Origin of the sequence: Candidatus Brocadia sapporoensis (genome assembly GCF_001753675.2) — a bacterium.
Classification (GTDB): Bacteria; Planctomycetota; Brocadiia; order Brocadiales; family Brocadiaceae; genus Brocadia; species Brocadia sapporoensis.
This window is the reverse complement of sequence record NZ_MJUW02000112.1, coordinates 55,639-77,396: the sequence shown is the minus strand read 5'-3', so window position 1 is coordinate 77,396 and position 21,758 is coordinate 55,639. Positions and strand designations below refer to the sequence as shown.

The window sequence follows — 21,758 nt, the reverse complement described above, 5'->3', positions numbered from 1 at the left end:
GGTTATTCATCGCTGGAAAAAATTCGATCTAACAACATAGTATTTGTCAATGTTTTTATGAAACGTTATAATAGTTATTTCTCAATACCATAAAAAATACGGGTTTTCAGATAAAATAAAACTCTAATAAGTTGTCACGAGTAAGTACCTTAATCTTGCACAAGTGCAAGATTAAGGTAATAACAAAGTCCGTGTCATTAAACGCAGAGCCTATGGTATTAAAGATCGTGAATATCTCAAACTTAAAATACTATCGTCTTTCTTACCAGGATTATGAAAATTGATCCATACAAAACTTAGAAGATCCAAAGATAATTAACCCTACCGGAGTTTGAATCCCTGACAGAGTTGAAGTATAAATTATGTGATGTATATTTTGTCTCTTACAACTTGTTTGGGCTATGATTACGAGGTGTATAATTTCTTCTTGTGTGTTCTTTTAAAAACGCTATACTTTTACTAAAAATATTTTGATCAATAATAAATTATTCTCGTAATATTTCATTTGTAGAAGCTGCGTGAAAACAATGAAAATAAAGGTATTTCTGATTGCACTTCTTATCGTCATTTCGTCTTTCACTTGTTTGAAGGACAATCCGGTATGCGGACAAACAGAAAATCAGAAATCCTATGAAACTAAAGAACTAATAGCCACAAAGAAAAACACACTCGAAACCCTTATGAGTGTTTCCCAGCTTATTACTGAATTAGAAAAGGAAATCGAAAATAAAAAGACAAACCTCCGTGAGGTAAAAACTCATGAAGAGAAATCGGAAATTACGAAAGAAATTGACAAACTCAATGAACGTCTGGAACCTCTTAAGACAAATTTTGAGGAAATTGCAACGGGTTTGGATTTAGAAACATTTTATCAAAAGCCGCAAAAACGTTTTGACTGGAAGGAGGAGATTCAGACCCTGATAGGCCCAATTGTAAATGACTTAAAAAATATGACTGCCCGTCCCCGGTTAATTGAAAATATGAGGATGCAAGTAGCCTATTACGAAAACCAAATTTCCCTGATACAAAATGCCCTGGAAAATATCCACACGATTACTGATCAGGTCAAAGATAATACTTTGAAAAACCAACTCCTTGAACTTAAAAATATCTGGTATACCAAAGAAAAACAAATTTCAAGCCAGCTTACCGTTGCGAAATATCAATTGACTGATAAATTGAGCGAAAGAAAAACATTTTTTGAATCGGGCAAAGATATCGTGAGGGTCTTTTTCAAGAGCCGGGGAAGGAATTTTATCTTATCCGTATTCGCATTCTTTTTTGTATTCTTTTTGCTTAGATATATTCACCGGCATATTTACAAAGGAAGCATTATTCACAAGACGGTGGCGGGTTCATTCTACATTCGCCTTGCAGAAGTGTTGTATCAGGTGCTTACTTTTGTGGGCGCTACCGGGGCAATGCTGACCGTACTTTACCTCTGCGGCGACTGGGTACTTTTGAGTATAGCATTCATTTTTATTTTAGGTCTCATCTGGACGGCAAAACAGACCCTTCCCCGTTTCTATGAACAGGCAACACTCTTGTTAAATCTTGGATCTGTAAAGGAAAATGAACGGGTAATATACAACGGTCTTCCCTGGAGAGTCGTCACATTACACTTCAATTCACTATTGGTTAATCCGGAATTAACGGGCGGAAGGATCCGACTTCCCTTGAATAAACTTAAGGACATCCGATCACGTCCCTATCATCACAACGAACCATGGTTTCCGTGCAAAGAGAACGATTGGGTTATTCTCGCAGATGGAACCATAGGGAAAGTCGCAATACAAACTCCAGAAGCTGTACAACTTGTCGTGGAGGGCGGAAGCACTAAAACATATCATACAGCAGAATTCTTAAATCAAAAACCTCTCAACCTCTCCAAAAACTTTTGCGTCTGGGTTACCTTTGGCATCGATTATCAGCATCAGGCAGTATGTATTACCGAAGTTCCACAAAAACTGAAAGAAGCGGTAAAAGCGGGACTTATCAACGAAGGTTATCAGGATACTATTTTGAATCTTAATGTGGAATTTAAAGAAGTAGCAGATACGTCCCTGGACTACCTTATTTTTGTTGAATGCTCTGGAAAAATTGCAAAAGATTATTATAAACTTTCCAGAATCATTCAAAAGATCGCGTTGGATACCTGCAATAAACATGGCTGGAAAATCCCTCTCACAACGTATACTGTCCATACGGTTTCATCTCACGATTAGCTCCTGAACTTGTACAATCGTCTGACGGATTATATATCATTTAAATAGCGAGCGTTCTTTTTTAAAACTACCCGTGCTGGGCTGCCATCGTTATTCTTTATTTTTAACGGCAATGCAATCAATTCATAATCTCCTGGCTTTACCATACTCAAATCAAGTCCTTCGATGATAATAATACCTTTTTTCAAAAGTATATGGTGGGCATCTGCATACATATCGTCAAATTTGTCGACCGAAAGATAATCAATCCCAACCAGTTTTATCTTACGATCAGCTAAATATACGGCAGCCTCTTTTGTAATATAAACAAACTCCTTTATAAATGTAGGACGTTTCCAATAAGTAGAGTTAATTGTTTTAAAAATAATCCGATCACAATTTCCTATTTTTAATGATTCTAAATCCTCTACATTAATTTTTTCCTTATTCTTTACGTCATACACCGTTGCGTTTCCGATAAGTGAATCTAATGGAATTTGATCTACCGTAATACCATTTTCGTCAAAGTGATATGGAGCATCGATATGAGTACCACAATGGGAACTAAATTTAAGCTCGGATAGGTTCCACTCATCACCGCGGGAAATCATATTTGTCTTTCGAATAGATACCGCAGGGTCTGCAGGCCATGTGATGAGTGTATCCGATATGGTAAGTGTTATATCGTAGAAAGCCGGGTTCATAATTATCTTCGTGAGTGAACACACACTCTCTCTGTCACCGGAGTTATTCCGTCATCACCTCTTCTCATGAAGAGATGGTGAGGTAAGGATGATTAAAAAATCAGAATCGATGATTGGAGAACATACTCACCGTTGTAGATAATCCAAAACCGGAGATTATTGAGATGTGAGTGTTGCTGCAAATCTCAGCATTTCATTTTTATTTAAATCTGAGGTAAGGCAATAGGCGACACCACCTTCTTCCCACAACACAGAATTAAAGCCCTGGCGATTCCCGATATAAAATTCTTTATGCCCCAATTGGACTCTTTCAAGATTCGCAATGGGAAAGCCACCTTTTCGGACAACCTGGAGTGACAGCTTATTACCCCCCTTATCGAAAATTACACACGGGCTGCTTGTTCCGCAAGATCTGACTGGCATCCCCTCTTTAATGCTAACTTGTTCTGCGTTGAGGAAAGGAGACGAATTACTCAATCTGGTATTTATTGTGTTTCCGAGATATTTATTAATATTTTCCACCACAGAGGTTTTTTCATTAAATACCAAATTGTCATTTACTGCTACCACATGATTTTTAACAGCATTTTCAACGATAGCTGTGGAATCAGTTTGATAGTACTTTGCATAATAAAAGATACCGCCTGCTATTGAAATAAGGATAGAAGCTGCTATGGTAAAAGGATAAGACAAAAACGACGTGCGAAAAATTTTTTCTTGATAATTTTTTTCTCTGCCGGTGTATTTCAAAACACCGAAGTCAACAGAGTCGAGACTATTGATTATTCTCCCATAGAGATATACAGGTGCTGTCGTTTTGGCACAACACGTTTTTACCAATGAACGAACATTTATTTCATATGTATACTTCTTGTGACAGTCTTCGCAATTATCAATATGCTTTTTCACGATTAGATAATGAGATTTATCTAATTCCTTGTCCATGAACTCATGGAAATGTTTAATAGCTTCACTACACGTCATTATTTCTCCTTCTTTATAAAACCCTTATCTTTCGCATATATCAACAAACTTTTTTGAAGCAATCCCCTAGCTCGGTTTAGTCTTGATTTTACCGTACCAATGGGCACATTCGTAATTTCTGAAATGTCTTTGTATGATAATTCTTCCACATCTGAAAGTAAAATAGCTTCACGATATTCTACCGGTAAGCTGTCTAAGGCATTTTTTACCTCATCATCCAGTAAGCTCCCCAAGTCGTTGTATTTTTTTTCTAAGGTATCAACGGACTCTCCGGATTTAGCTTCTTGTTCATAGGACGGATTTATATTAACCGACTCTATATCTTCAAAAAAAACTTCATTCGGCATATTCACCGTTTTCCGATACTTATTAATAAAGGTATTTCGAAGAATTTTGAAGAGCCATGCTTTTATATTTGTACCTTTTTGAAAGGTATCGAAAAAACGGTATGCCTTTAAATACGTTTCCTGAACAAGATCCTCAGCTTCCTCCTTAATAAAAACCAATCTGAGAGCCATATTATAAAGAGAATCGAGATGCACCATCGCATTTTCTTCAAACTCTCTTCTTCTGATTTCGCCATCTCTCATCGATTAAGATTTCCTTCTTCACAAACAATAAATCTTTAAATAAAGTTCCGACATTTCTTCAAATGTCGTTACAGATTTTTATTTGCATAGCTTCAATGAAGTACGTGATTTGTGAGTAAAACTGAACCACGATATTTATGAATCTAAAAAAATATATGCTGACAGATTGAAATGCAGGAATTAGGGCTCCACCGCAATGCCGTGTGAAGCTATCTTTTGGACCCGTATTTCATGGTGGTTTACCCAATAATAGCATAATACACATCTCCGTTGAGAATGTATGCCTGCTAGCAAAGACGGGTTCCCAAGATATTGGTATAGGTCCTTAAAAATAATGCCTCAAACACGTACATGGCAGAGCCTCTTTTTTTATGTGTTCATATTAGCAATTAATCAAATTTCAGGCAAGCGAAAAACCTTTCCCGTGGATTTCCTTGACATACGGCTTTTCTCTGGATAACATGAAGATCATGAAATTGGGAGCAAGTTATTTTGGCAACAGGATATTGCGTCATGTTCGGGAAGACATGAAAAAAATGGTCGACGATGGCTGTAATTTTGTCGTTCACACCATGAGCGAACACGATATCTCCTACCATGCCGGGACAATGGTTGATATTGTAAAGGCAAGTCGTGGAGTTGGACTAGAGGTTTTTCTTGATCCCTGGGGTATTGGGCGTGTTTTTGGCGGAGAATCATTTTCCACCTTCGTAAAAGAGTATCCCAACTGCCGGCAACGGTTAAATTTTCCCGAGGGAGAAATAAAGATTTATAAGGCATGTTTAAATTCAAGTACCTTTAGAAATACGATGACCACATGGATTGAACTTGCGGCAAGGACAGGCGCTGAAGGCGTTTTTTGGGATGAGCCACATCTGTTTTTTGGTGAGTTTGCACCCTTATTCGGCGGTAAAAAGAGAAATATTTGGGGGTGCACCTGTGAAGTTTGTAAAGATATTTTTAAACAACAGTATGGCTATGAGATGCCAATGGATTTTACCGATGATGTGAAGGCATTCCGTCAAACGACTATTATTAATTTTCTTGAATACCTTGCCAATACAGCGTCAACGAAGGGGCTGATAAATTCGGTATGCCTGTTTCCAACAACCGACCCGCGATATGGAATCTACTCATGGGAAAAGGTTGCCATGATTAAAAACATGAATATCTTTGGAAGTGACCCCTATTGGTATGCTTATAAACAAGACGTAACAGAGTTTGTGCGCCGTATTTCCAGCGAAGTGTGTGCACTTTCAAATAAATATGCCAAGGAGCCTCAGATATGGATACAGGGCTACCGGGTGCCGGCAGAAAGAGAAGAGGAGATCGCGACCGCGGTGGACGTGGCTTATGAATCAGGAGTTCGTAATATCGCAACATGGAGCTTTGAGGGGACCGATTGCATGACGTATGTCCGGTCTGATCGTCCTGAAATCGTTTGGCAGTTTGTCCGGAGAGCCTACCTAAAATATAAAAACGGATAAAGGTCATAGTGCGTCTGCGCTCAATAATTGCCAAAAGGATGATGGCCTTAATTTAACATCTATGCGTTTTTGTGTTTAATCATATCTATCTGATCATATCCACACTTGATTACAATCGCTTTCTTCAGGGATTTAAAAAACTCACTCTACATGACAAAAATCTTTCATAACACACGAAACAACAAATCCACACATAAACCAGTCCGTTTTGGATGGATTGATTTTTTCCTTATTTTGGGTATTACGGGTCTTTTTTGTGGCTTTATATCCGTTAAAAAAGAGTGGATGGGTACTTTATGTCCTACTGTAGAAATCGACCTTAGTCCCTGGGCATTGCCAAAATATACCTTCTTTTCCATGACGCGTGGTATTATTGCGTATGGCTTTTCCCTAATATTTACCCTTGTTTATGGTTATTGGGCGGCCAAGGACAGGATTGCTGAGAAAGTGCTGATCCCCCTCCTGGACATCCTCCAGAGTATCCCGGTCCTGGGATTCATGCCGGGGCTAGTGTTGACATTCGTAAGTTTATTCCACCAATCAAATATTGGGCTGGAACTCGCAGCAATTATTATGATCTTTACCGGACAGGTATGGAACATGACGTTCAGTTTCTATCATTCACTCCGTGCCGTGCCGGCAGATATGCGTCAGGCTGCTACTTCCTTTCAATTTGGCTGGTGGCAAACCCTAAAATGGATTGAAATACCATGCGCGATCATTGGACTTATCTGGAATAGCATGATGTCCATGGCGGGCGGCTGGTTCTACTTGATGATCTGCGAAGCATTTGTGCTGGGTCAGAACGATTTCCGTCTTCCCGGTGTAGGTTCCTATATGAGCGTTGCGGTTAATCATAACAATTTTCCCGCCATGATTTATGCCATCACAGCCATGATGGTTATGATCGTGTTTCTCGATTTCTTTTTATGGAGACCTGCAATTGCCTGGTCGCAAAAATTTAAGATAGAAGAGACTGGAACACAAACTCTTGTGTCATCCTTCTTTTTAAATTGGTTAAGAAAGGCTGGGCTATTGCACTATATTGGTAGCATGTTCAGCTTCATCATCAATTCCGGACTCAATTACCTCTTCTGTCTCTTTTCAGGAAAAAAGGCTCATTTAGAAGGCACGAAAGAAATACGGCCTCCTTTCCATGTATTTATGTGGATGATATATGCCGCTTTTATAAGTCTTTTTGGGTTTGGATGCAGGAAACTATACCACTTACTTCAAGCTCTATCCCTCTCAAATTGGCATCAAATCTTATGGTGCGGATGTCTCACCCTATTCAGGGTTTTATCCGCAGTTGTCATTGGCACGCTATGGACTTTTCCGGTAGGATTGATTATTGGGCTTTCGCCGAAGCTCTCACGAATACTTCAGCCCGGAGTCCAGATCGTAGCCTCATTCCCTGCACCCATGCTATATACAATCATTGTTATTTTATTACAGATTGCAGGCATAAGTCTTAACTTTGGGAGCATTGTGCTTATGTTGCTGGGAACACAGTGGTACATTCTCTTTAATGTAATTGCAGGCACCATGTCTATCCCTACCGACTTAAAGGAAGTATCATATCTTTATGAAATGAACCTCTGGCAACGATTAAAAAATCTTTATATTCCTGCAGTTTTTCCTTTTTTAATAACGGGATGGGTTGCGGCTGCGGGCGGTGCATGGAACGCAAGTATTGTTGCGGAATTTTTCACGTTACGGGGACGTATCATTACCGCAAATGGCCTTGGCGCTATAATTAGTCAGGCAGCGGAAAAGGCTAATTTTGCACTATTGGCTGGCGCTGTGTTGACTATGTCAGTTTTTGTTGTAGTCTTCAATCGTATTGTGTGGCGAAGTTTATATAATATAGTTCAAAAAAAATACACTTTCTCATAAGAAAAATTATTACGGTAATAACTTTCCGGAGAGAAAGAAAGATACCGAATGCCAGAACTAAACGCAAAATCTCATACACTCTTGTGTGAACTGAAAGACATAAATCACTGTTTTGTCCTACCTAATGGAAATCCGGTTACGGTGCTTAAAGATATCAATTTATCCATTTATCGTGAAGAAATTGTTGCGTTGTTGGGACCCTCTGGTTGTGGAAAATCAACACTTTTGAGGATACTGGCAGGATTAATTCGTCCCACAACAGGACATGTCTTCTGTCACGGCATACCGTTGAAAGGAGTTAATCCGGGCGCTAGTATCGTTTTCCAAAATTTTGCCCTTTATCCATGGATGACAGTACTAGAAAATGTAGAAATAGTCCTAAAGGCAAAAAGACATCCCCGTAATGAAATCAAACGGCTTGCAGATAATTCCATTCGTCTGGTAGGGCTTGCCGGGTACGAAGAGGCATATCCCCGTGAATTATCCGGCGGGATGAAACAGCGGGTGGGTATTGCTCGTGCACTAGTCGCCGAACCCGAAATCCTCTGCATGGACGAACCCTTTTCACAAGTCGATGCATTAACTGCTGAGACCTTGCGTGCAGAGATACTGGATATATGGTCTCGAGTAGGAAAAAAACTCACAACGATCTTTATGGTCAGCCACGATATCAAAGAAGTTGTAAATATGGTGGATCGCATTGTAATTATGGGCAGCAATCCCGGCAGTATTCGAGGTATTCTAAAAAACACTCTTCCCCGTCCGCGCGATTCCCGTACCCAAGAATTTCTTAATCTCGTTGACCGCATTCACCATATTATTGCAAGTGCCATTATTCCTGACGAAGAAATACTTATACCGCCTCTTAAGCTTCCGGCGGGAGTCCTTTTAGAGCCTCTGCCAGACGTATCCATAAACGAGATCATTGGATTGTTGGAAGTTCTCAATGCGCACCAAGGCGAAGAGGATATCTTCCGCCTCGCAATTGAAATTCATAAAGAGTTTGGGCATTTAATCAACATCGCCAAGGCGGCAGAATTATTGGACTTTATTGACACTCCAAAACAAAAAATATTACTCACAGAATTGGGAAAAAGATTTATAGAGTCCGATACCGAAGTCAAGAAACGACTTTGGAAAGATCAGTTGTATAACTTGAACACTTACAAACATATCCTTGAGATGCTTAAAAGAGATCCTGAAGGAAGGATCGAACGTGATCATGTCGAGGAAGAGTTTGTTGTACATTTACCGCAGGAAGACCCGGCAAAAATGTTTAAGATCTTCATCAGCTGGGCCCGCTATGGAGAACTCTTTGCCTACAGCGAAGATACGGGGTATATCACGTTAGAATAAAGTGTGCCGTAAATATGCATTATTGATCATATTCAATGAAAGAAAGTATTACCTGTAATGAATAACATCATAAAAGAAATCGCGAATCAATCCTTGCAAAATCAGTCCATCAGCCGGGAAGATGCCCTTCTCCTTATGCGCAGAGAGGGCGATGAAATCTATGATCTGTTCTATTGGGCTAATCAGATACGGTTACGGTATTTTGGTCATTCGGTAAAGACATGCTCCATCGTCAGCGCAAAACAAGGGCAATGTACGGAAGACTGCAGATTCTGTTCTCAATCCGTCCGTTATCACACAGGCATAGAGGAAATTCCACACATTGATACCAACAAAATACTCGATGCTGCCATGTGCGCTGAACAAGCAGGATCCACCGCTCTTGGCATTGTTACCAGTGGATACGGAATCACTCATTCTCGCGATCTCAGGGGTATCTGCGCAGCAATTGAAAAAATTACGAAGAATACCCACGTCCATCCTCATGGTTCCTTCGGGGTTCTGACAAGAGAAGCCGCTGAATCTCTGACAAAATCGGGACTAAAACGGCTCAATCACAACCTGGAGACGTCTGAAAGGTTTTTCCCAAAGGTTTGTACGACCCATACCTTTCATGACAGGGTAAACACCATTCGTTGTGCAAAAGAAGCCGGATTAGAAATATGCAGCGGTGCAATTTTTGGTATCGGGGAAGGGATCGAAGACCGTATTGACCTCGCATTTACCCTGAAAAGTTTGAATGTAGATGTCATCCCCCTCAATTTTTTACATCCAATACCCGGCACACCATTGGAAAACAATATTCCTTTGACCCCAATGGAAGCATTAAAAATTATCTCTGTATTTCGATTCATTTTACCCGACAAGGAAATTAAGATTGCCGGTGGCCGTCAGAAGAATCTGAGAGACTTGCAGTCGTGGATGTTCTACGCAGGTGCCAACAGCACGATGATTGGAAACTATCTGACAACAACAGGAAGAAAGGTCGAAGATGATTTTCAGATGATCAAAGACCTGGGGTTGAAATTTTAGATGTACAGCACGTGTAATCTAAAGTCGTATTTCATAAATTTCGTTAAACGTCTGATTATTCCAATGTCGACTATCGAAGATGATGCTCGTAAAGGAAATACTATACTTCCCTACACGGTTTTTTCACGAGCCTTTGTCTCATGCTGTTTTGTCTTAAATATAATTTCCGGCTTATAACCATTCAACATTCTATACGTAAAAAAATACGTGAGCAGATTTACGGGATTAAATAACTGATCAAGAAACAAATGAATTGCGAATCCCATGGTTGTAAAGCATAAAAAATAGGGAAAATGAGTGGTAAAACACAGAAATACCAGGATGAACAATAATTCATAACTGTGAAGATAGAAATGTGCCCTTTTTATTTCACCGTTGACCATTGCTCGCTCAAACCTTTTAATACTGAAATGTTTGCATCCATTGTGATAATAATCCCATATATGATCAACATCTGTCAGCCACCCTGCAAGGAAACAAGCTACACTCGGCATAATCGTCTTCGTTACCAAAAAGGTTGCTATACCAGTAATAGCAGATACGCCTAAATGGTTGATAGGTTTCATAGGGTATTTCCCCGAATGTTTGTAAGAACAGGTAATTCGGCAATTATTATATCGCCAGAACACAGAAAAACAAGAAAACGTTCATAAGATGGGAATCGATTTCATTTCTAACGAATTAAAGGCATTACAAGATAGCGCCTTGCTCCGCGATCTTAAAACGATTGAGAGTGCGCAAGATTCCTGTGTTCAGATAAACGGCAAATCGTATCTGTCGTTCTGCTCAAACAACTACCTCGGACTTGCTAATCATCCCAAAATAAAACAGTCCGCCATTGAGGCTATTCATCAATACGGATGGGGTACCGGTGCATCACGTTTGATTTCTGGAAATATGTTACTCCACCAGGCGCTGGAAAAAAAAATTGCAGAGTTTAAAGGAACCGAAGCGGCCATCTTATTTCCAACGGGTTACATGGCTAATCTTGGTGCCCTTTGCTCTCTTGTCTCAAAAGGAGATATTGTCATCGGCGATAAACTCAACCATGCAAGCATTATCGATGGTTGCCGCCTATCCGGCGCAACGTTTCGTATTTACCCTCACAAGGACGTCAGGCAATTGGAATCCTTATTACAAAGGTCTTCCGCATGGCGAAGAAAGTTGGTGATTACCGACAGCGTGTTTAGTATGGATGGTGACATTGCCCCACTTATGGAGATTGCAGACATTGCCAAAAAATATGATGCCATGCTTATGGTCGACGATGCTCATGCTACCGGAGTGTTTGGAAAGCAGGGAAAAGGTCTGATTGAGCACTGCGGGCTAGAAGGAAAAATCGATATCGTTATGGGGTCTTTGAGCAAAGCGGTTGGCAGCATCGGTGGATTTATTGCGGGGAGCAAACCTCTCATTAGTTTCTTAAAAAATAAGTCACGCTCCTTCATATACACTACAGCACTGCCGCCTGCTGCATGCGCTGCCTCACTAGCAGGCCTGACCCTTATCCAGGAAGATACGTCACTTATTGACAGGTTATGGAAAAATATTTATTTTGCAAAGTCACAGTTGTCAAAATTTGTAAACACTATTCCAGTAGAAAGCCCTATCATTCCTTTCATTATTGGGTCAACGGAAGGTGCAGTCAATCTCTCTATAAAACTCTTTGAAAATGGTATCTTAATTCCTCCCATTCGCCCGCCTACGGTGCCACCAGGCACAAGCCGGTTACGGATTTCTTTAATGGCCACCCATAGCGAGGACGACATAAAGAGGCTGACCGACGTACTACCACGCACTTGGCTTTAAACGCGCAAAAATGCGAGCGCTAATAGCTAATAACACGAATGGAGAGAAACAAGGCTTGTTCACGCTATACTGAATGCAGCTAACAGAAACGGAGTCCCCTTTATTTTCGGTAAAAGATCAAGACCATACCTCCCTATTTGGCTGACATTTCTCGGGGAATTATCTTAAAGGAGGCTCTGTTGCTCATTTTTTAATATTTGCCTGCTCTACAATCACATCATACTTGTAACCACTCCCGAAGTCCTTATCCTTACGTAACGTTCCGCTGACGGTTACAATATCACCCACTGCAGCCAGGTCTTTCGATGTTACCACGAGGTCGTTACTACCGTCTTTCTGATTTCCACTTCCATCCTGAATATGCAGCCAGTTCCTCCCCATAATGCCAGAGGAGACCTTCACGATTTTTCCTCGTACCGTAACGTTTTTTGCATCAAGCTCTGCCTTCTTCCCGTAAAGCTCTGCCACGGTGTATGCATCTGGAGCAGAAGCCTTCTCCACCTGAATCTTCTCACCGGGAGCAACCTCTGTTGCTCTATTTTCTGTGGTTTTTCCATGGAAACTCTTTACATCAACCGACTCATCCAGTGAAGCGGGTCCGGTAGAGAAAATGATTTTATCAAATGTCCGGTTAAGGGTCTTACTGGTAAAATTAACCATTTCATTACCCGGCTGCAAGGCAATCTCCTGCCCAACGTTTACCTTAGTTTCCAGTATAGCAGCCCATGTCCTTTTGCCATCTTTCTCAATACAGAGGTAGGTGTAACCACCGCTATTCATGGTTTCCACAACCTTACCGGAGAGAGCTGACACGTCCTGTTGGGAAGATGAAGGGGCACCCTGTTTTTCCTGCATGTATAAATGCCCCGGCGGTGTTTTGTCTAACTTCTTCGTTTCAGCAAACGTACTGTAACCAGAAACCAAGGTGGTCAAAGCTAAAACGGAAGCGTTTAATAATATCGACTCTCTTTTCATTTCACAACTCCTTACAATAGATTTATCTGATACATCTGCACTAAAACTTCTGAATTAAGCATACTTTTTTTATCTCAAAAAACAAGCATTTTATAAATGTCAAATGGTCAAAATACTTTGTGATCATCCAGGTACCTTTCATTTTGATTTTTCTGGTATTTGATGTTTTAATAAAGCATCTATGGAAGAAGCAAGAATCCTGTCGATTCAGGTTGGTTTGCCAAAAACAATCGATGGGGCACACGCAATTGATTCAACAAACAAGCCATGGACAACGGGTATTTTCAAAACACCCGTTTGCGGTCCTGTATGGGCGGAAAAGTTTAACCTCACCGGTGATGCGCAGGCTGATTTATCAGTGCACGGCGGACTACACAAGGCAATTAATGCCTATCCGTCCGAGCATTACCCGCATTGGAAGCAGCATCTTCATCTGCCGGACATAATTTACGGTGCCTTCGGTGAGAATTTCACGACCATCGGCTTGCTGGAAGATGAGGTTTGTATCGGTGATATATTTAAGGCCGGCGAGGCAATTATTCAGATTTCACAGCCCCGACAACCCTGCTGGAAAATAGAGCGCCGATGGGGAGTCAAAGGTTTCAGCACCCTCGTGAAACAAACAGGAAAGACGGGCTGGTATTTCCGTGTCTTACAGGAGGGATATGTAGAGGCAGGCAATGCTTTGGTCCTCGCAGAACGGTCATTTCCGCAATGGACTGTTGCTACGGCATACATAATTATGTGCAATCGCAGGACCAACGTCAAAGCGGCACGTGAGTTAGCCCGTTGCCCCGCACTTTCATCACGATGGCAGGAAAATTTAATTGCGGAATAATTTGTATAAATTCAACACGAATACCTAGATATTACCGTTCGACTGAGCGCTTGTGACAAAGCCCGTATCATCCTGTGCAATATACAATTTCTAATGGTTGGGCGGCTAGACTGGTCGCTCAACGTTGGGTACTTATATTAAGTTGCATTCAAACATAAACTAATATGCAATATCATTCTGGCAAAAGTATTATTGTTGGTATTCCTTTGAATGCAAATTGGTATTACTTAAGACATGAAACTGTTTAGCCGTTTCAGAGCATCCATCTTTCCGCTGTTTCTTGCCTTTGCCTGTTTGAGTGCATGCTTTAAGATCCCGATCGTACGGTCATAAACATCTTTATCAACCGGATACGGATATCCGTCCTTACCACCATGGGCAAAGCTGTACCTAACGGGATCATGAAAGCTGGGACTTTTCCCGTACACAATTTCCGAAATTAAGGCCAGCGTCCGGATGGTCTTGGGACCCACTCCTTCAATTCCCAGCAAAGATTCAAAATTTTTCGGGGTATGTTCGTAGGTTTTTGTGAATATCTTGTACAACCGGTCAGGATGAATATCGCGAATATCCACGTGGTGACGGGGCGGCAGATGCAATCTCTGTATCTTCTTAATTTCTTCGACTATAATATTGGGTTTTACCTGTGAAAGAACGGCAGTGGATTGACGTGCCTCTTCATTCGTCACGGCGACCATATTCAGGGTATCCCCCCGTGAATCACAGCAAATAGCCTGATGGGGCTCCACTACAAAGCTTGTCACCCTGCTGCCAAGCCAGTGGTATCGACGTGCATATTTATTGGCATTATTCATTCCCTGCTGAACAACAGCCCAATCACCGGACTTTGTGAAGATAAATGAGTGATGATACAACTGATACCCATCCTGCACTGCGCTACTGTCCACTTTGGCACTCATCCTGCTGGCATAGACAAGTTTTTCCGGGTCACACGACAACTGATCACCCACACGGATAATCTCCGACGGCGTTTTCCGGGAAGTTCCTCCCTTACCGCCAGCAATAAACCGGCATAGCTCCCATTCAAGCCCTTTTATACCTTCCTTGAGCGCGCCGCATGTGGTTGTTGTAACGCCGCTTGAATACCAGTCAAATCCTAACACACAGCCGAATGCCTGAAACCAGAATGGGTCAGAAAGTCTTTTCAGCATTTCCCGGTGACCGTATTCGCCTACCACGGCAATCGTAACTTCCCGTGGCAAGCCGATTCATACGCTGGAATAGCCATGAAGGCGCCTTACCCCCGTGAAGCGGCAGATGAGCAACGCCGGTTTTCATAAGTATCTTATCGAAGAACTGAATCTATAATTACCACGGGCCCCTTGTTCTGGTACAGACGCTCCACAATGCCACCTTGCTCTTTTTGTTTAACCCGGGTCATCTTCTTTTACTGCATCAGAAGTGTTGGGGAGTTCCTTTGTTATATAATCGCATTCCGGGTATTTGCTGCATCCAAAGAATACACCACCCTTTTTTGATCGTCGTTGCACAAGGTCGCCTCCACAGCCCTCATTCGGACATTTTACTCCGGTGGGAAGTGATTTGATATTCCTGCATTTGGGATAGGCAGAACATCCCATAAACCGGCCTTTTTTGCTAAACCGGATAATCATGGGACTGCCACATTTTTCACACTTTTCATTCGTGGGCTCAACCTTTGTAGTTTCTCCGGTAAGAGATTTGGTATTCTTGCAGGCGGGATATGCAGAGCATGCAAGAAACTTTCCGTGCCGGCTCGTCTTCACCACCATGGCGCTTCCGCATTTCTCACACTTTTGGTCAGTTGCTTCCGGGGGCGCCGGCTCGCCTTTTTCATCCAGAGGAAGGGTGCTTTTACAGGTAGGAAACGCCGAACAGCCCAAAAATTTACCGTGTCTGCCCCATCGGATAACCATTGGTTGCCCGCAGAGCGTGCATTTCTGGTTGCTTTCTTCCGGTGTTCCCTTTACGCTTTTCATCTCTCCCACCGCCTTTTCCAAATCAATTTTAAACGGTTCATAGAATTCCTTAAGCACTTTCAGCCACCCGACCTTTTCATCTTCGATCTTGTCCAGTTCATCCTCCATGTGCGAGGTAAACTTTACATCCATGATTTTTGCAAAATGTTCAATAAGTTTTTCCGTAACCAGCATCCCCAGTTCCGTCGCATAAAAGGCGCGTTTCTCCTGCTTGACGTATCCACGGTCCTGTATGGTAGAGATAATAGCAGCATAGGTGCTTGGTCTTCCTATCCCCAGCTTCTCCAGGGTTTTCACAAGAGACGCCTCGGTAAAGCGGGGTGGGGGTTGAGTAAAATGCTGTGTGGGCGCGACTGCTATTAATTCAAGTATTTGGTCTTTCTCTAATGTCGGGAGGATCTGTTCATCCTTTTCCATTTCGTGTCCTGAAACACGGGTATGACCATCAAAAAGCAATTCCCTCCCCCTTGCTTTCAACAAGTACTGCTTTGAAGGCGCAGGCGTATCATTTATTGAGACTTTTTCAGGTTGCGTAACAATTTCGACATCCGTTACTGCGTAGAGTGCCGGTTTCATCTGACTGGCAACAAATCGGTTCCATATGAGTTCATACAGCCTGTACTGATCTTTTGTTAAAGAGTTTTTTATGGATTCAGGCGTGTATTCGATCATCGTAGGTCGTATAGCTTCGTGAGCGCCCTGGGTTCCTTTTTTGTCCGATGCATGCATATTGGGTTTTTCCGGAAGGTAATTTTCCCCATAGCTATCTGCAATCAACTTCCGGCAGGATGTTATCGCTTGTTCCGATATGTGAAATGAATCCGTTCTCATATACGTAATAAGCCCTACGGCGCCTTCTGTGCCAATATCAATACCCTCGTATAACTGTTGGGCAATGAGCATTGTTTTTTTTGCGCTGAACTGCAATCGGGTTGACGCTTGTTGCTGCAAGAGACTTGTGGTAAAGGGAGGAGGGGCATTATTGCGTTTCGTCTGTTTTTTTACATGAGCAACACAATACCCTGCCTTTTGAAGTTCGCTGACTATATCCGTAGCTTGCGTTTCGTTTTTTATTTCAATGTTTTCGTTGTTGAACTTTAGCAGGAGGGCTTTAAAGGTTTTAAGATTCTCGGGTTTCAGTATATCACCCGAAATGGTTTTTAATTCGGCAGTAATCCTCCAATACTCTTGTGGCTTGAATTCCCGGATTTCCTTTTCGCGTTCCACAATCAGACGAACAGCCACAGATTGGACACGGCCAGCGCTGAGTCCTTTTGAGATTTTTTTCCACAAAAGAGGGCTTATCTGGTAACCGACAATACGGTCGAGTATCCGCCGCGCCTGTTGGGCGTTCACCTTTGCCATATTGATAGGACTGGGATGATTAAAGGCCTCCAGAATGGCATCTTTTGTGATTTCGTTGAACGTAACCCGTCGTGCCTTTTCATCGGATATTCCAAGAGCCTGGGTCAAATGCCATGCAATTGCCTCTCCCTCGCGGTCAAGATCGGATGCCAGGTAGATAGCATCTGCCTTCTTTGAATCAGCCAGTAACTCTGAAATAAGCTTTTTCCGGCTTGGGATGATCTTATATTCCGGAGTAAAATTGTTTTCAATATCTACGGATAATTTTTTTTTCGGGCAAGTCGCGAACATGTCCCATCGACGAACGGACGAAAAAGGATGCGCCGAGATACGTACCAATGGTCTTCGCCTTGGCGGGGGATTCAACAATTACCATATTTTTCTTCGCTCTGGCCATGTATAAAACCTCAAAAAAATCTGAAAGTGCAAATTTAAGCAGAGGTTGGAAATCATGTCAAGACATTTCTGTGCTGTAATCGATTAATTATTTTTCTGCACCGTAATAAAAACAAATTGCAAAAAAGCATTTGATAATTGCCAGCATTGCATATAAAATGACACTTTATTTTATTTTTACATTACATCTGGGTAGTATATTCAATAGAAGAGGGAGATATGGTCTCGAGTTCTTGGTTCAGAAGGCATCAAAAGACGGTTTACATCGTCATGATTTTTGCTATGTGTGTATGGGGGATTAGTTATTCTGCAATGGAAATGATCCCTAAGAAACCGATCGGGAGGGTTTTGGGCAGGAAGATTACACAGAACGAATTTGCAGATATGGTAGGTCGATGGCAAAGATTATTCTTCTCCCAATCGAAAGAACCAATCGCTTCTCTGGTCTGGAAACAACTGATGTATGTCGAGAAAGCCAAGAAGATGGGGATCATGGTAACCATGCAGGAAATCGATGAAGGTCTTCAGAGATTCGCTTTTCAGATATTTGGTGAAAACCAAAACATCGACAGACCAAGGCTTCTCCAGTTTCTTTGTACGAATTTCAGACTAAATCAGGAGCAAATAGCACGCACTTTAGAGGAAGCGATCATGGTTGAGAAGCTGGACTCCATGATCCGAATGTCGGTAAAGATGACAACAGACGAAGTTTGGCTGAGGTACTCTCTGGAAAATGAGCAGGTAAAGCTCAAGATACTTACTTTAAAGGCAAAGGACTTCAAGGATTCAGTAAATATAACAGAAGATGAAATACGCGCCTATTATGAAAAGTATAGGAATGATGACTATAACGCAGACGCAGAAAAACCCGGATACAAGTTCCCTGAAAGGATAAAGCTGGAGTGCCTGATTGCACGATATACCGACTTGGAAAAGCAAGTACCGGTTACTGACGACGAAATGAAAAAATATTATGAAGATAATAAGGAGACACAATACAAAGTTGCCTCAGAACAGACAACCAGGGATGAGCCTCCGGCTGAAAAAAAGGCGGTGAAAATAGAGGAAAAAATCTCCCCTGAGACGGGTAAGCCTCAGGAACAGAAAATTGATTCCCCATACAAATCCTTCTCTCAAGTGAAAGGCGACATTCAAAAGATACTTGCAAGGCAAAAGGCTATGACAAAAGCCACAGAAATAATGAATAAACTGGACGAAGAGATATACGAGACAATGGATAAGACAGAACGACCAGGCTTTAAAGACCTGGCACATAAATACAACGTGGTTTACGAAATTCCGAAAGGCAAGAAGTCGAACGACGAATTTCTCACGGAAAACGACCTGCTTGAGGTATTGCCTGGTTCTGACCAACTTGTTCAAATTGCATTTGACCGGGGAAAATATGAGCCTTCCATCCCATTCGATTACGTGGAAGGCAAGGTTATTTTTCAGCTCGTTGATAAAAAAACGGCAGCAGCACCACCCCTGGAAGAGATTCGAAATATTGTAATCAACGATCTCCGGATGGAAAAGGGACTCCTGAAGGCAAAGGAGCTTGCTGAAAAATATGCAGGCACAACCACCAAGAGCATTTCCTTCGAAGACATGGTTAAGGCAATTAAGACGGAAAGCGGTTTAAAAGACGTCCCTGTTTGTGAAACAAATTATATTAATCGTCCCATGAAGCTTTTCAATAAAGACTCACGATATATCGAAGCGCTCAAAGAGGACAGGCCGAATGTAGCAAAAAAGGGGTTCGAGCTGAAACCGGGTCAACGAGGAATTGCATTAGAAACATCCGGAGTAAAGGCTTGCTACATTATATACCTGATTGACAAAAAGTCAGCGGACAAGACGGTTTTTGAGAAAGACAAAGAAACGGTGGTGCAACGTTACTTGTATGAAAAACAAGAGTCTTTCATGACTGACTGGCAAAATGATCTGAGCCGGCATACGGAACTCTACACAAAATTTCAATGAAACAGAGCCTCTTGAGCAATAGGTGTAGTTTACCATGGGATCGATCAATAAAAGGAACCCGTATTGGAAACAATTTATGGCATAAATGTATTAACCAGAAAGATTCCTTTCCCTGTTGCCACGATAGGGATGTTTGATGGCGTACATCGGGGACATCAAAAGATCATTGAAAGTATCAGAGAACACGCCCTTGCAAAACAAGGGGAGTCAGTTATCATTACCTTCAACCGTCACCCGAAAAATGTTCTCGAAAACAGGCCACCCTCCTTTATTACCTCTTTGGAGCACCGGCTAACGTTGTTTGGCCATCTGGGAGTAGACCACACGGTTGTTCTTCCTTTTGACAAAAAGCTTGCATATATGAGTGCAGAAGATTTTATCCACGAGATCATGGTCTGCTGGCTAGGCGTGAAACGTATTGTGCTGGGCTTTAACTGCCATTTCGGGAGAGACCGCGAAGGAGATATTGGTTTGGTTCGTAGTTTGGCTGCTACTTATGGCTATGAAGTATATGAATGTCCACCGGTAATTTATCAGGGGCAGATAATTAGCAGTACAGCAATCCGGCAAGCCATACTGAAAGGGGAATTGGAAACTGCAGAAGGGATGCTTGGCAGACCTGTTTCTGTCCTGGGTACGGTAGTGAGAAAGTCCGGCAGGGGAAAAACTCTCGGGTACCCAACTGCGAATCTGGATTTGCATCATGAGGTGAGACCACCCCGGGGTGTTTACGGAACAAAGCTGCGTTGGGCTGGACGCGAGTACCTGGCGCTGACCAACATAGGTTTAAGGCCTACCTTCACCAGAGAATTATTTACAAGTGAGAATGAAACAATGGAAATTGAAGTGCATATTCTCGATTTCCATGAGAATATATACGGACAAAACCTTGAAGTTCAGTTTCTCTTTAAAATAAGAGACGAGATACCATTTACAACCTCCGAAGAACTCAAGATGCAGATCGAAAGAGACAAGGAGGCAATTCTGAAAAGAGAGCGTTTGCATACTATTTCCTGAGATATCCTTAAGATGTCAACAAAATGTGAATTTTCTCAAGGATAGGATGGTAAAGTACATTTATCCTTGCTGACCTCGTACAAAATTCATTCTCTTCTGGCATGATTTCTGTGCGCAGCATGTGCAACAATCTGCTGCATGAGATGCGCTGGTACAACATCATAATGTGAAAACTCCCTCGTAAATGTGCCCTGCCCACCCGTCATGGATTTCAATTCCGTTTCGTAATTGGCTAGGGATGCCATGGGTATGGTAGCCCGGACAACCTGCAAATCCCCAAGAGAATCTATGCCTCTGATATGCCCGCGATGACTGGAAAGGTTTCCGGTAATCTCACCCATAAATCTCGTTGGAACAGTAACTTCAATAATTACGATGATCCACGCGTTTATTGGAACAGCAAAGGACAGGAATAACAGATCCGCCCGCAACGGCCCTCACAAAACAAGATTGCAAGGCTGCGCTGTCCAGTTCCTTTCCACCAAGGTATTGCTCCATCAATGCATCGTCGGCAGAAACGATCGTTTCAATCAGGGCATCATGACGAGCGTGAGCGTCACCGGCAACGCCATCCTGCAAAGGACTGGGTAAGGCAAGGAGATTGACAACATCCCGGAAATCGTGTCCCGTTCCGACGGGTAAATTCAAAGGAACACAGGTATTTCCAAATGTATTTCTGATAGATTCAAGCAGAGCATGAAAATTAATATTTTCTCCATCTACCTTCGTTACCACAATGATCTTTCCGAGTCCTTTTTGGCAGGCAAGATCCCAGTGCTTTCTGGTATTCACCCGAATGCCGTTCATGGCTGATATGACGATGAGGACGGTTTCTGATGCAACAAGAGCGGGAATCGTATCGCGGATAAAATCTGCATAGCCAGGCGTGTCAATAATATTGATTTCACACTCTTTCCAATTGCAGTGCAGAATGGGAGAGTTTATCGAGTGCTTTTCCTCTTTTTGCATCGGGGTCATAATCCGACACCGATATGCCATTTTCAACACTGCCGAGTCGTGCAGTCGCCACGGCCTTAAAAAGCATCGATTCAACCAGCGAGGTCTTTCCCGAAGCTCCATGTCCCAGAAGTACAATAGACCGAATGTCTTCTGTCTCATACAGAATCATAGTTCACTCCATGC

At 42.1% G+C, this 21,758-nt stretch carries 20 protein-coding genes; 9 read left to right on the top strand and 11 right to left on the bottom strand.

All coding sequences use genetic code 11. The features are described from left to right. Positions 1–527: 527 nt before the first annotated feature. Complete coding sequence (locus tag BIY37_RS11070) at positions 528–2,225, top strand: hypothetical protein (RefSeq protein ID WP_070067908.1); 1,698 nt, start codon at positions 528–530, stop codon at positions 2,223–2,225. Between the two features lie 29 nt (positions 2,226–2,254). Here the strand turns inward: BIY37_RS11070 and BIY37_RS11065 are convergent, their stop codons facing one another. The 3 genes from BIY37_RS11065 to BIY37_RS11055 form a co-directional block, all read right to left on the bottom strand. Beyond that, positions 2,255–2,908, bottom strand: a complete 654-nt coding sequence (locus BIY37_RS11065) for a cyclase family protein (RefSeq protein ID WP_070067907.1) — start codon at positions 2,906–2,908, stop codon at positions 2,255–2,257. A gap of 156 nt (positions 2,909–3,064) precedes the next feature. Beyond that, complete coding sequence (rsrA, locus tag BIY37_RS11060; protein WP_070067906.1) at positions 3,065–3,892, bottom strand: mycothiol system anti-sigma-R factor; 828 nt, start codon at positions 3,890–3,892, stop codon at positions 3,065–3,067. Then, entirely contained in the window at positions 3,892–4,482 is a 591-nt protein-coding gene (locus tag BIY37_RS11055) for a sigma-70 family RNA polymerase sigma factor (protein WP_070067905.1), read from the bottom strand. Before BIY37_RS11055 ends, rsrA begins: the two co-directional genes overlap by 1 nt. A 461-nt stretch (positions 4,483–4,943) precedes the next feature. Here BIY37_RS11055 and BIY37_RS11050 point away from each other — a divergent pair, with 461 nt between their 5' ends. The 4 genes from BIY37_RS11050 (at position 4,944) to bioB (ending at position 10,253) form a co-directional block, all read left to right on the top strand. After that, the gene (locus BIY37_RS11050) at positions 4,944–5,969 is read left to right on the top strand and encodes a hypothetical protein (protein WP_070067904.1); all 1,026 of its coding nucleotides are present in this window, start codon (positions 4,944–4,946) and stop codon (positions 5,967–5,969) included. 150 nt (positions 5,970–6,119) lie between these two features. Then, a complete protein-coding gene (locus tag BIY37_RS11045; RefSeq protein WP_070067903.1) occupies positions 6,120–7,865 on the top strand; it encodes an ABC transporter permease in 1,746 nt (581 codons plus the stop codon). Between the two features lie 48 nt (positions 7,866–7,913). Next, on the top strand, positions 7,914–9,221 hold the full coding sequence (locus BIY37_RS11040; RefSeq protein ID WP_070067902.1) for an ABC transporter ATP-binding protein: 1,308 nt from the start codon (positions 7,914–7,916) through the stop codon (positions 9,219–9,221). A gap of 57 nt (positions 9,222–9,278) precedes the next feature. Further along, on the top strand, positions 9,279–10,253 hold the full coding sequence (bioB, locus tag BIY37_RS11035; protein WP_070067901.1) for a biotin synthase BioB: 975 nt from the start codon (positions 9,279–9,281) through the stop codon (positions 10,251–10,253). A 110-nt stretch (positions 10,254–10,363) separates the two neighbouring features. On the opposite strand, the gene BIY37_RS11030 is transcribed toward bioB, so the two are convergent. Then, positions 10,364–10,819, bottom strand: a complete 456-nt coding sequence (locus BIY37_RS11030; protein WP_070067900.1) for a hypothetical protein — start codon at positions 10,817–10,819, stop codon at positions 10,364–10,366. Between the two features lie 88 nt (positions 10,820–10,907). Here BIY37_RS11030 and bioF point away from each other — a divergent pair, with 88 nt between their 5' ends. Beyond that, entirely contained in the window at positions 10,908–12,062 is a 1,155-nt protein-coding gene (bioF, locus tag BIY37_RS11025) for an 8-amino-7-oxononanoate synthase (RefSeq protein WP_070067899.1), read from the top strand. A 183-nt stretch (positions 12,063–12,245) separates the two neighbouring features. Here bioF and BIY37_RS11020 read toward each other — a convergent pair whose 3' ends face one another. Continuing rightward, positions 12,246–13,037 carry a DNA-binding protein gene (locus BIY37_RS11020; protein ID WP_070067898.1) on the bottom strand — a complete coding sequence of 264 codons (792 nt, stop codon included), beginning with the start codon at positions 13,035–13,037 and terminating at the stop codon, positions 12,246–12,248. A 181-nt stretch (positions 13,038–13,218) separates the two neighbouring features. Here BIY37_RS11020 and BIY37_RS11015 point away from each other — a divergent pair, with 181 nt between their 5' ends. Next, the gene (locus BIY37_RS11015) at positions 13,219–13,875 is read left to right on the top strand and encodes an MOSC domain-containing protein (RefSeq protein WP_070067897.1); all 657 of its coding nucleotides are present in this window, start codon (positions 13,219–13,221) and stop codon (positions 13,873–13,875) included. A 227-nt stretch (positions 13,876–14,102) separates the two neighbouring features. On the opposite strand, the gene BIY37_RS11010 is transcribed toward BIY37_RS11015, so the two are convergent. The 3 genes from BIY37_RS11010 to BIY37_RS14080 form a co-directional block, all read right to left on the bottom strand. Continuing rightward, the gene (locus BIY37_RS11010) at positions 14,103–15,098 is read right to left on the bottom strand and encodes a DUF763 domain-containing protein (protein WP_261340854.1); all 996 of its coding nucleotides are present in this window, start codon (positions 15,096–15,098) and stop codon (positions 14,103–14,105) included. A 165-nt stretch (positions 15,099–15,263) separates the two neighbouring features. After that, positions 15,264–17,510, bottom strand: coding sequence for a type I DNA topoisomerase (gene topA, locus BIY37_RS11005; protein WP_261340853.1), 2,247 nt, complete (start codon positions 17,508–17,510; stop codon positions 15,264–15,266). Then, entirely contained in the window at positions 17,467–17,595 is a 129-nt protein-coding gene (locus BIY37_RS14080) for a toprim domain-containing protein (protein WP_261340856.1), read from the bottom strand. Before BIY37_RS14080 ends, topA begins: the two co-directional genes overlap by 44 nt. A gap of 239 nt (positions 17,596–17,834) precedes the next feature. Here BIY37_RS14080 and BIY37_RS11000 point away from each other — a divergent pair, with 239 nt between their 5' ends. Next, positions 17,835–19,598, top strand: a complete 1,764-nt coding sequence (locus BIY37_RS11000) for a peptidylprolyl isomerase (RefSeq protein WP_070067895.1) — start codon at positions 17,835–17,837, stop codon at positions 19,596–19,598. Positions 19,599–19,661: 63 nt separating this feature from the next. Continuing rightward, the gene (locus BIY37_RS10995; protein ID WP_070067894.1) at positions 19,662–20,615 is read left to right on the top strand and encodes a bifunctional riboflavin kinase/FAD synthetase; all 954 of its coding nucleotides are present in this window, start codon (positions 19,662–19,664) and stop codon (positions 20,613–20,615) included. An 86-nt stretch (positions 20,616–20,701) separates the two neighbouring features. On the opposite strand, the gene BIY37_RS10990 is transcribed toward BIY37_RS10995, so the two are convergent. From BIY37_RS10990 to BIY37_RS13555, 3 genes are read right to left on the bottom strand one after another with little or no spacing between them, the layout of a single operon-like run. Then, complete coding sequence (locus tag BIY37_RS10990; protein ID WP_070067893.1) at positions 20,702–20,956, bottom strand: hypothetical protein; 255 nt, start codon at positions 20,954–20,956, stop codon at positions 20,702–20,704. A 22-nt stretch (positions 20,957–20,978) separates the two neighbouring features. Further along, positions 20,979–21,584: a GTP-binding protein gene (locus tag BIY37_RS10985; RefSeq protein ID WP_179129379.1), complete on the bottom strand. Its 606-nt coding sequence runs from the start codon at positions 21,582–21,584 to the stop codon at positions 20,979–20,981. Continuing rightward, on the bottom strand, positions 21,520–21,744 hold the full coding sequence (locus BIY37_RS13555) for a hypothetical protein (RefSeq protein WP_070067891.1): 225 nt from the start codon (positions 21,742–21,744) through the stop codon (positions 21,520–21,522). Before BIY37_RS13555 ends, BIY37_RS10985 begins: the two co-directional genes overlap by 65 nt. Positions 21,745–21,758 lie beyond the last annotated feature (14 nt).

Coding starts and splice junctions, on each gene's coding strand:
- BIY37_RS11070 (WP_070067908.1), top strand. CDS start 528: ATGAAAATAAAGGTATTTCTGATTGCACTTCTTATCGTCATTTCGTCT.
- BIY37_RS11065 (WP_070067907.1), bottom strand. CDS start 2,908: ATGAACCCGGCTTTCTACGATATAACACTTACCATATCGGATACACTC.
- rsrA (WP_070067906.1), bottom strand. CDS start 3,892: ATGACGTGTAGTGAAGCTATTAAACATTTCCATGAGTTCATGGACAAG.
- BIY37_RS11055 (WP_070067905.1), bottom strand. CDS start 4,482: ATGAGAGATGGCGAAATCAGAAGAAGAGAGTTTGAAGAAAATGCGATG.
- BIY37_RS11050 (WP_070067904.1), top strand. CDS start 4,944: ATGAAGATCATGAAATTGGGAGCAAGTTATTTTGGCAACAGGATATTG.
- BIY37_RS11045 (WP_070067903.1), top strand. CDS start 6,120: ATGACAAAAATCTTTCATAACACACGAAACAACAAATCCACACATAAA.
- BIY37_RS11040 (WP_070067902.1), top strand. CDS start 7,914: ATGCCAGAACTAAACGCAAAATCTCATACACTCTTGTGTGAACTGAAA.
- bioB (WP_070067901.1), top strand. CDS start 9,279: ATGAATAACATCATAAAAGAAATCGCGAATCAATCCTTGCAAAATCAG.
- BIY37_RS11030 (WP_070067900.1), bottom strand. CDS start 10,819: ATGAAACCTATCAACCATTTAGGCGTATCTGCTATTACTGGTATAGCA.
- bioF (WP_070067899.1), top strand. CDS start 10,908: ATGGGAATCGATTTCATTTCTAACGAATTAAAGGCATTACAAGATAGC.
- BIY37_RS11020 (WP_070067898.1), bottom strand. CDS start 13,037: ATGAAAAGAGAGTCGATATTATTAAACGCTTCCGTTTTAGCTTTGACC.
- BIY37_RS11015 (WP_070067897.1), top strand. CDS start 13,219: ATGGAAGAAGCAAGAATCCTGTCGATTCAGGTTGGTTTGCCAAAAACA.
- topA (WP_261340853.1), bottom strand. CDS start 17,510: ATGTTCGCGACTTGCCCGAAAAAAAAATTATCCGTAGATATTGAAAAC.
- BIY37_RS14080 (WP_261340856.1), bottom strand. CDS start 17,595: ATGGTAATTGTTGAATCCCCCGCCAAGGCGAAGACCATTGGTACGTAT.
- BIY37_RS11000 (WP_070067895.1), top strand. CDS start 17,835: ATGGTCTCGAGTTCTTGGTTCAGAAGGCATCAAAAGACGGTTTACATC.
- BIY37_RS10990 (WP_070067893.1), bottom strand. CDS start 20,956: ATGGGTGAGATTACCGGAAACCTTTCCAGTCATCGCGGGCATATCAGA.
- BIY37_RS10985 (WP_179129379.1), bottom strand. CDS start 21,584: ATGCAAAAAGAGGAAAAGCACTCGATAAACTCTCCCATTCTGCACTGC.
- BIY37_RS13555 (WP_070067891.1), bottom strand. CDS start 21,744: ATGATTCTGTATGAGACAGAAGACATTCGGTCTATTGTACTTCTGGGA.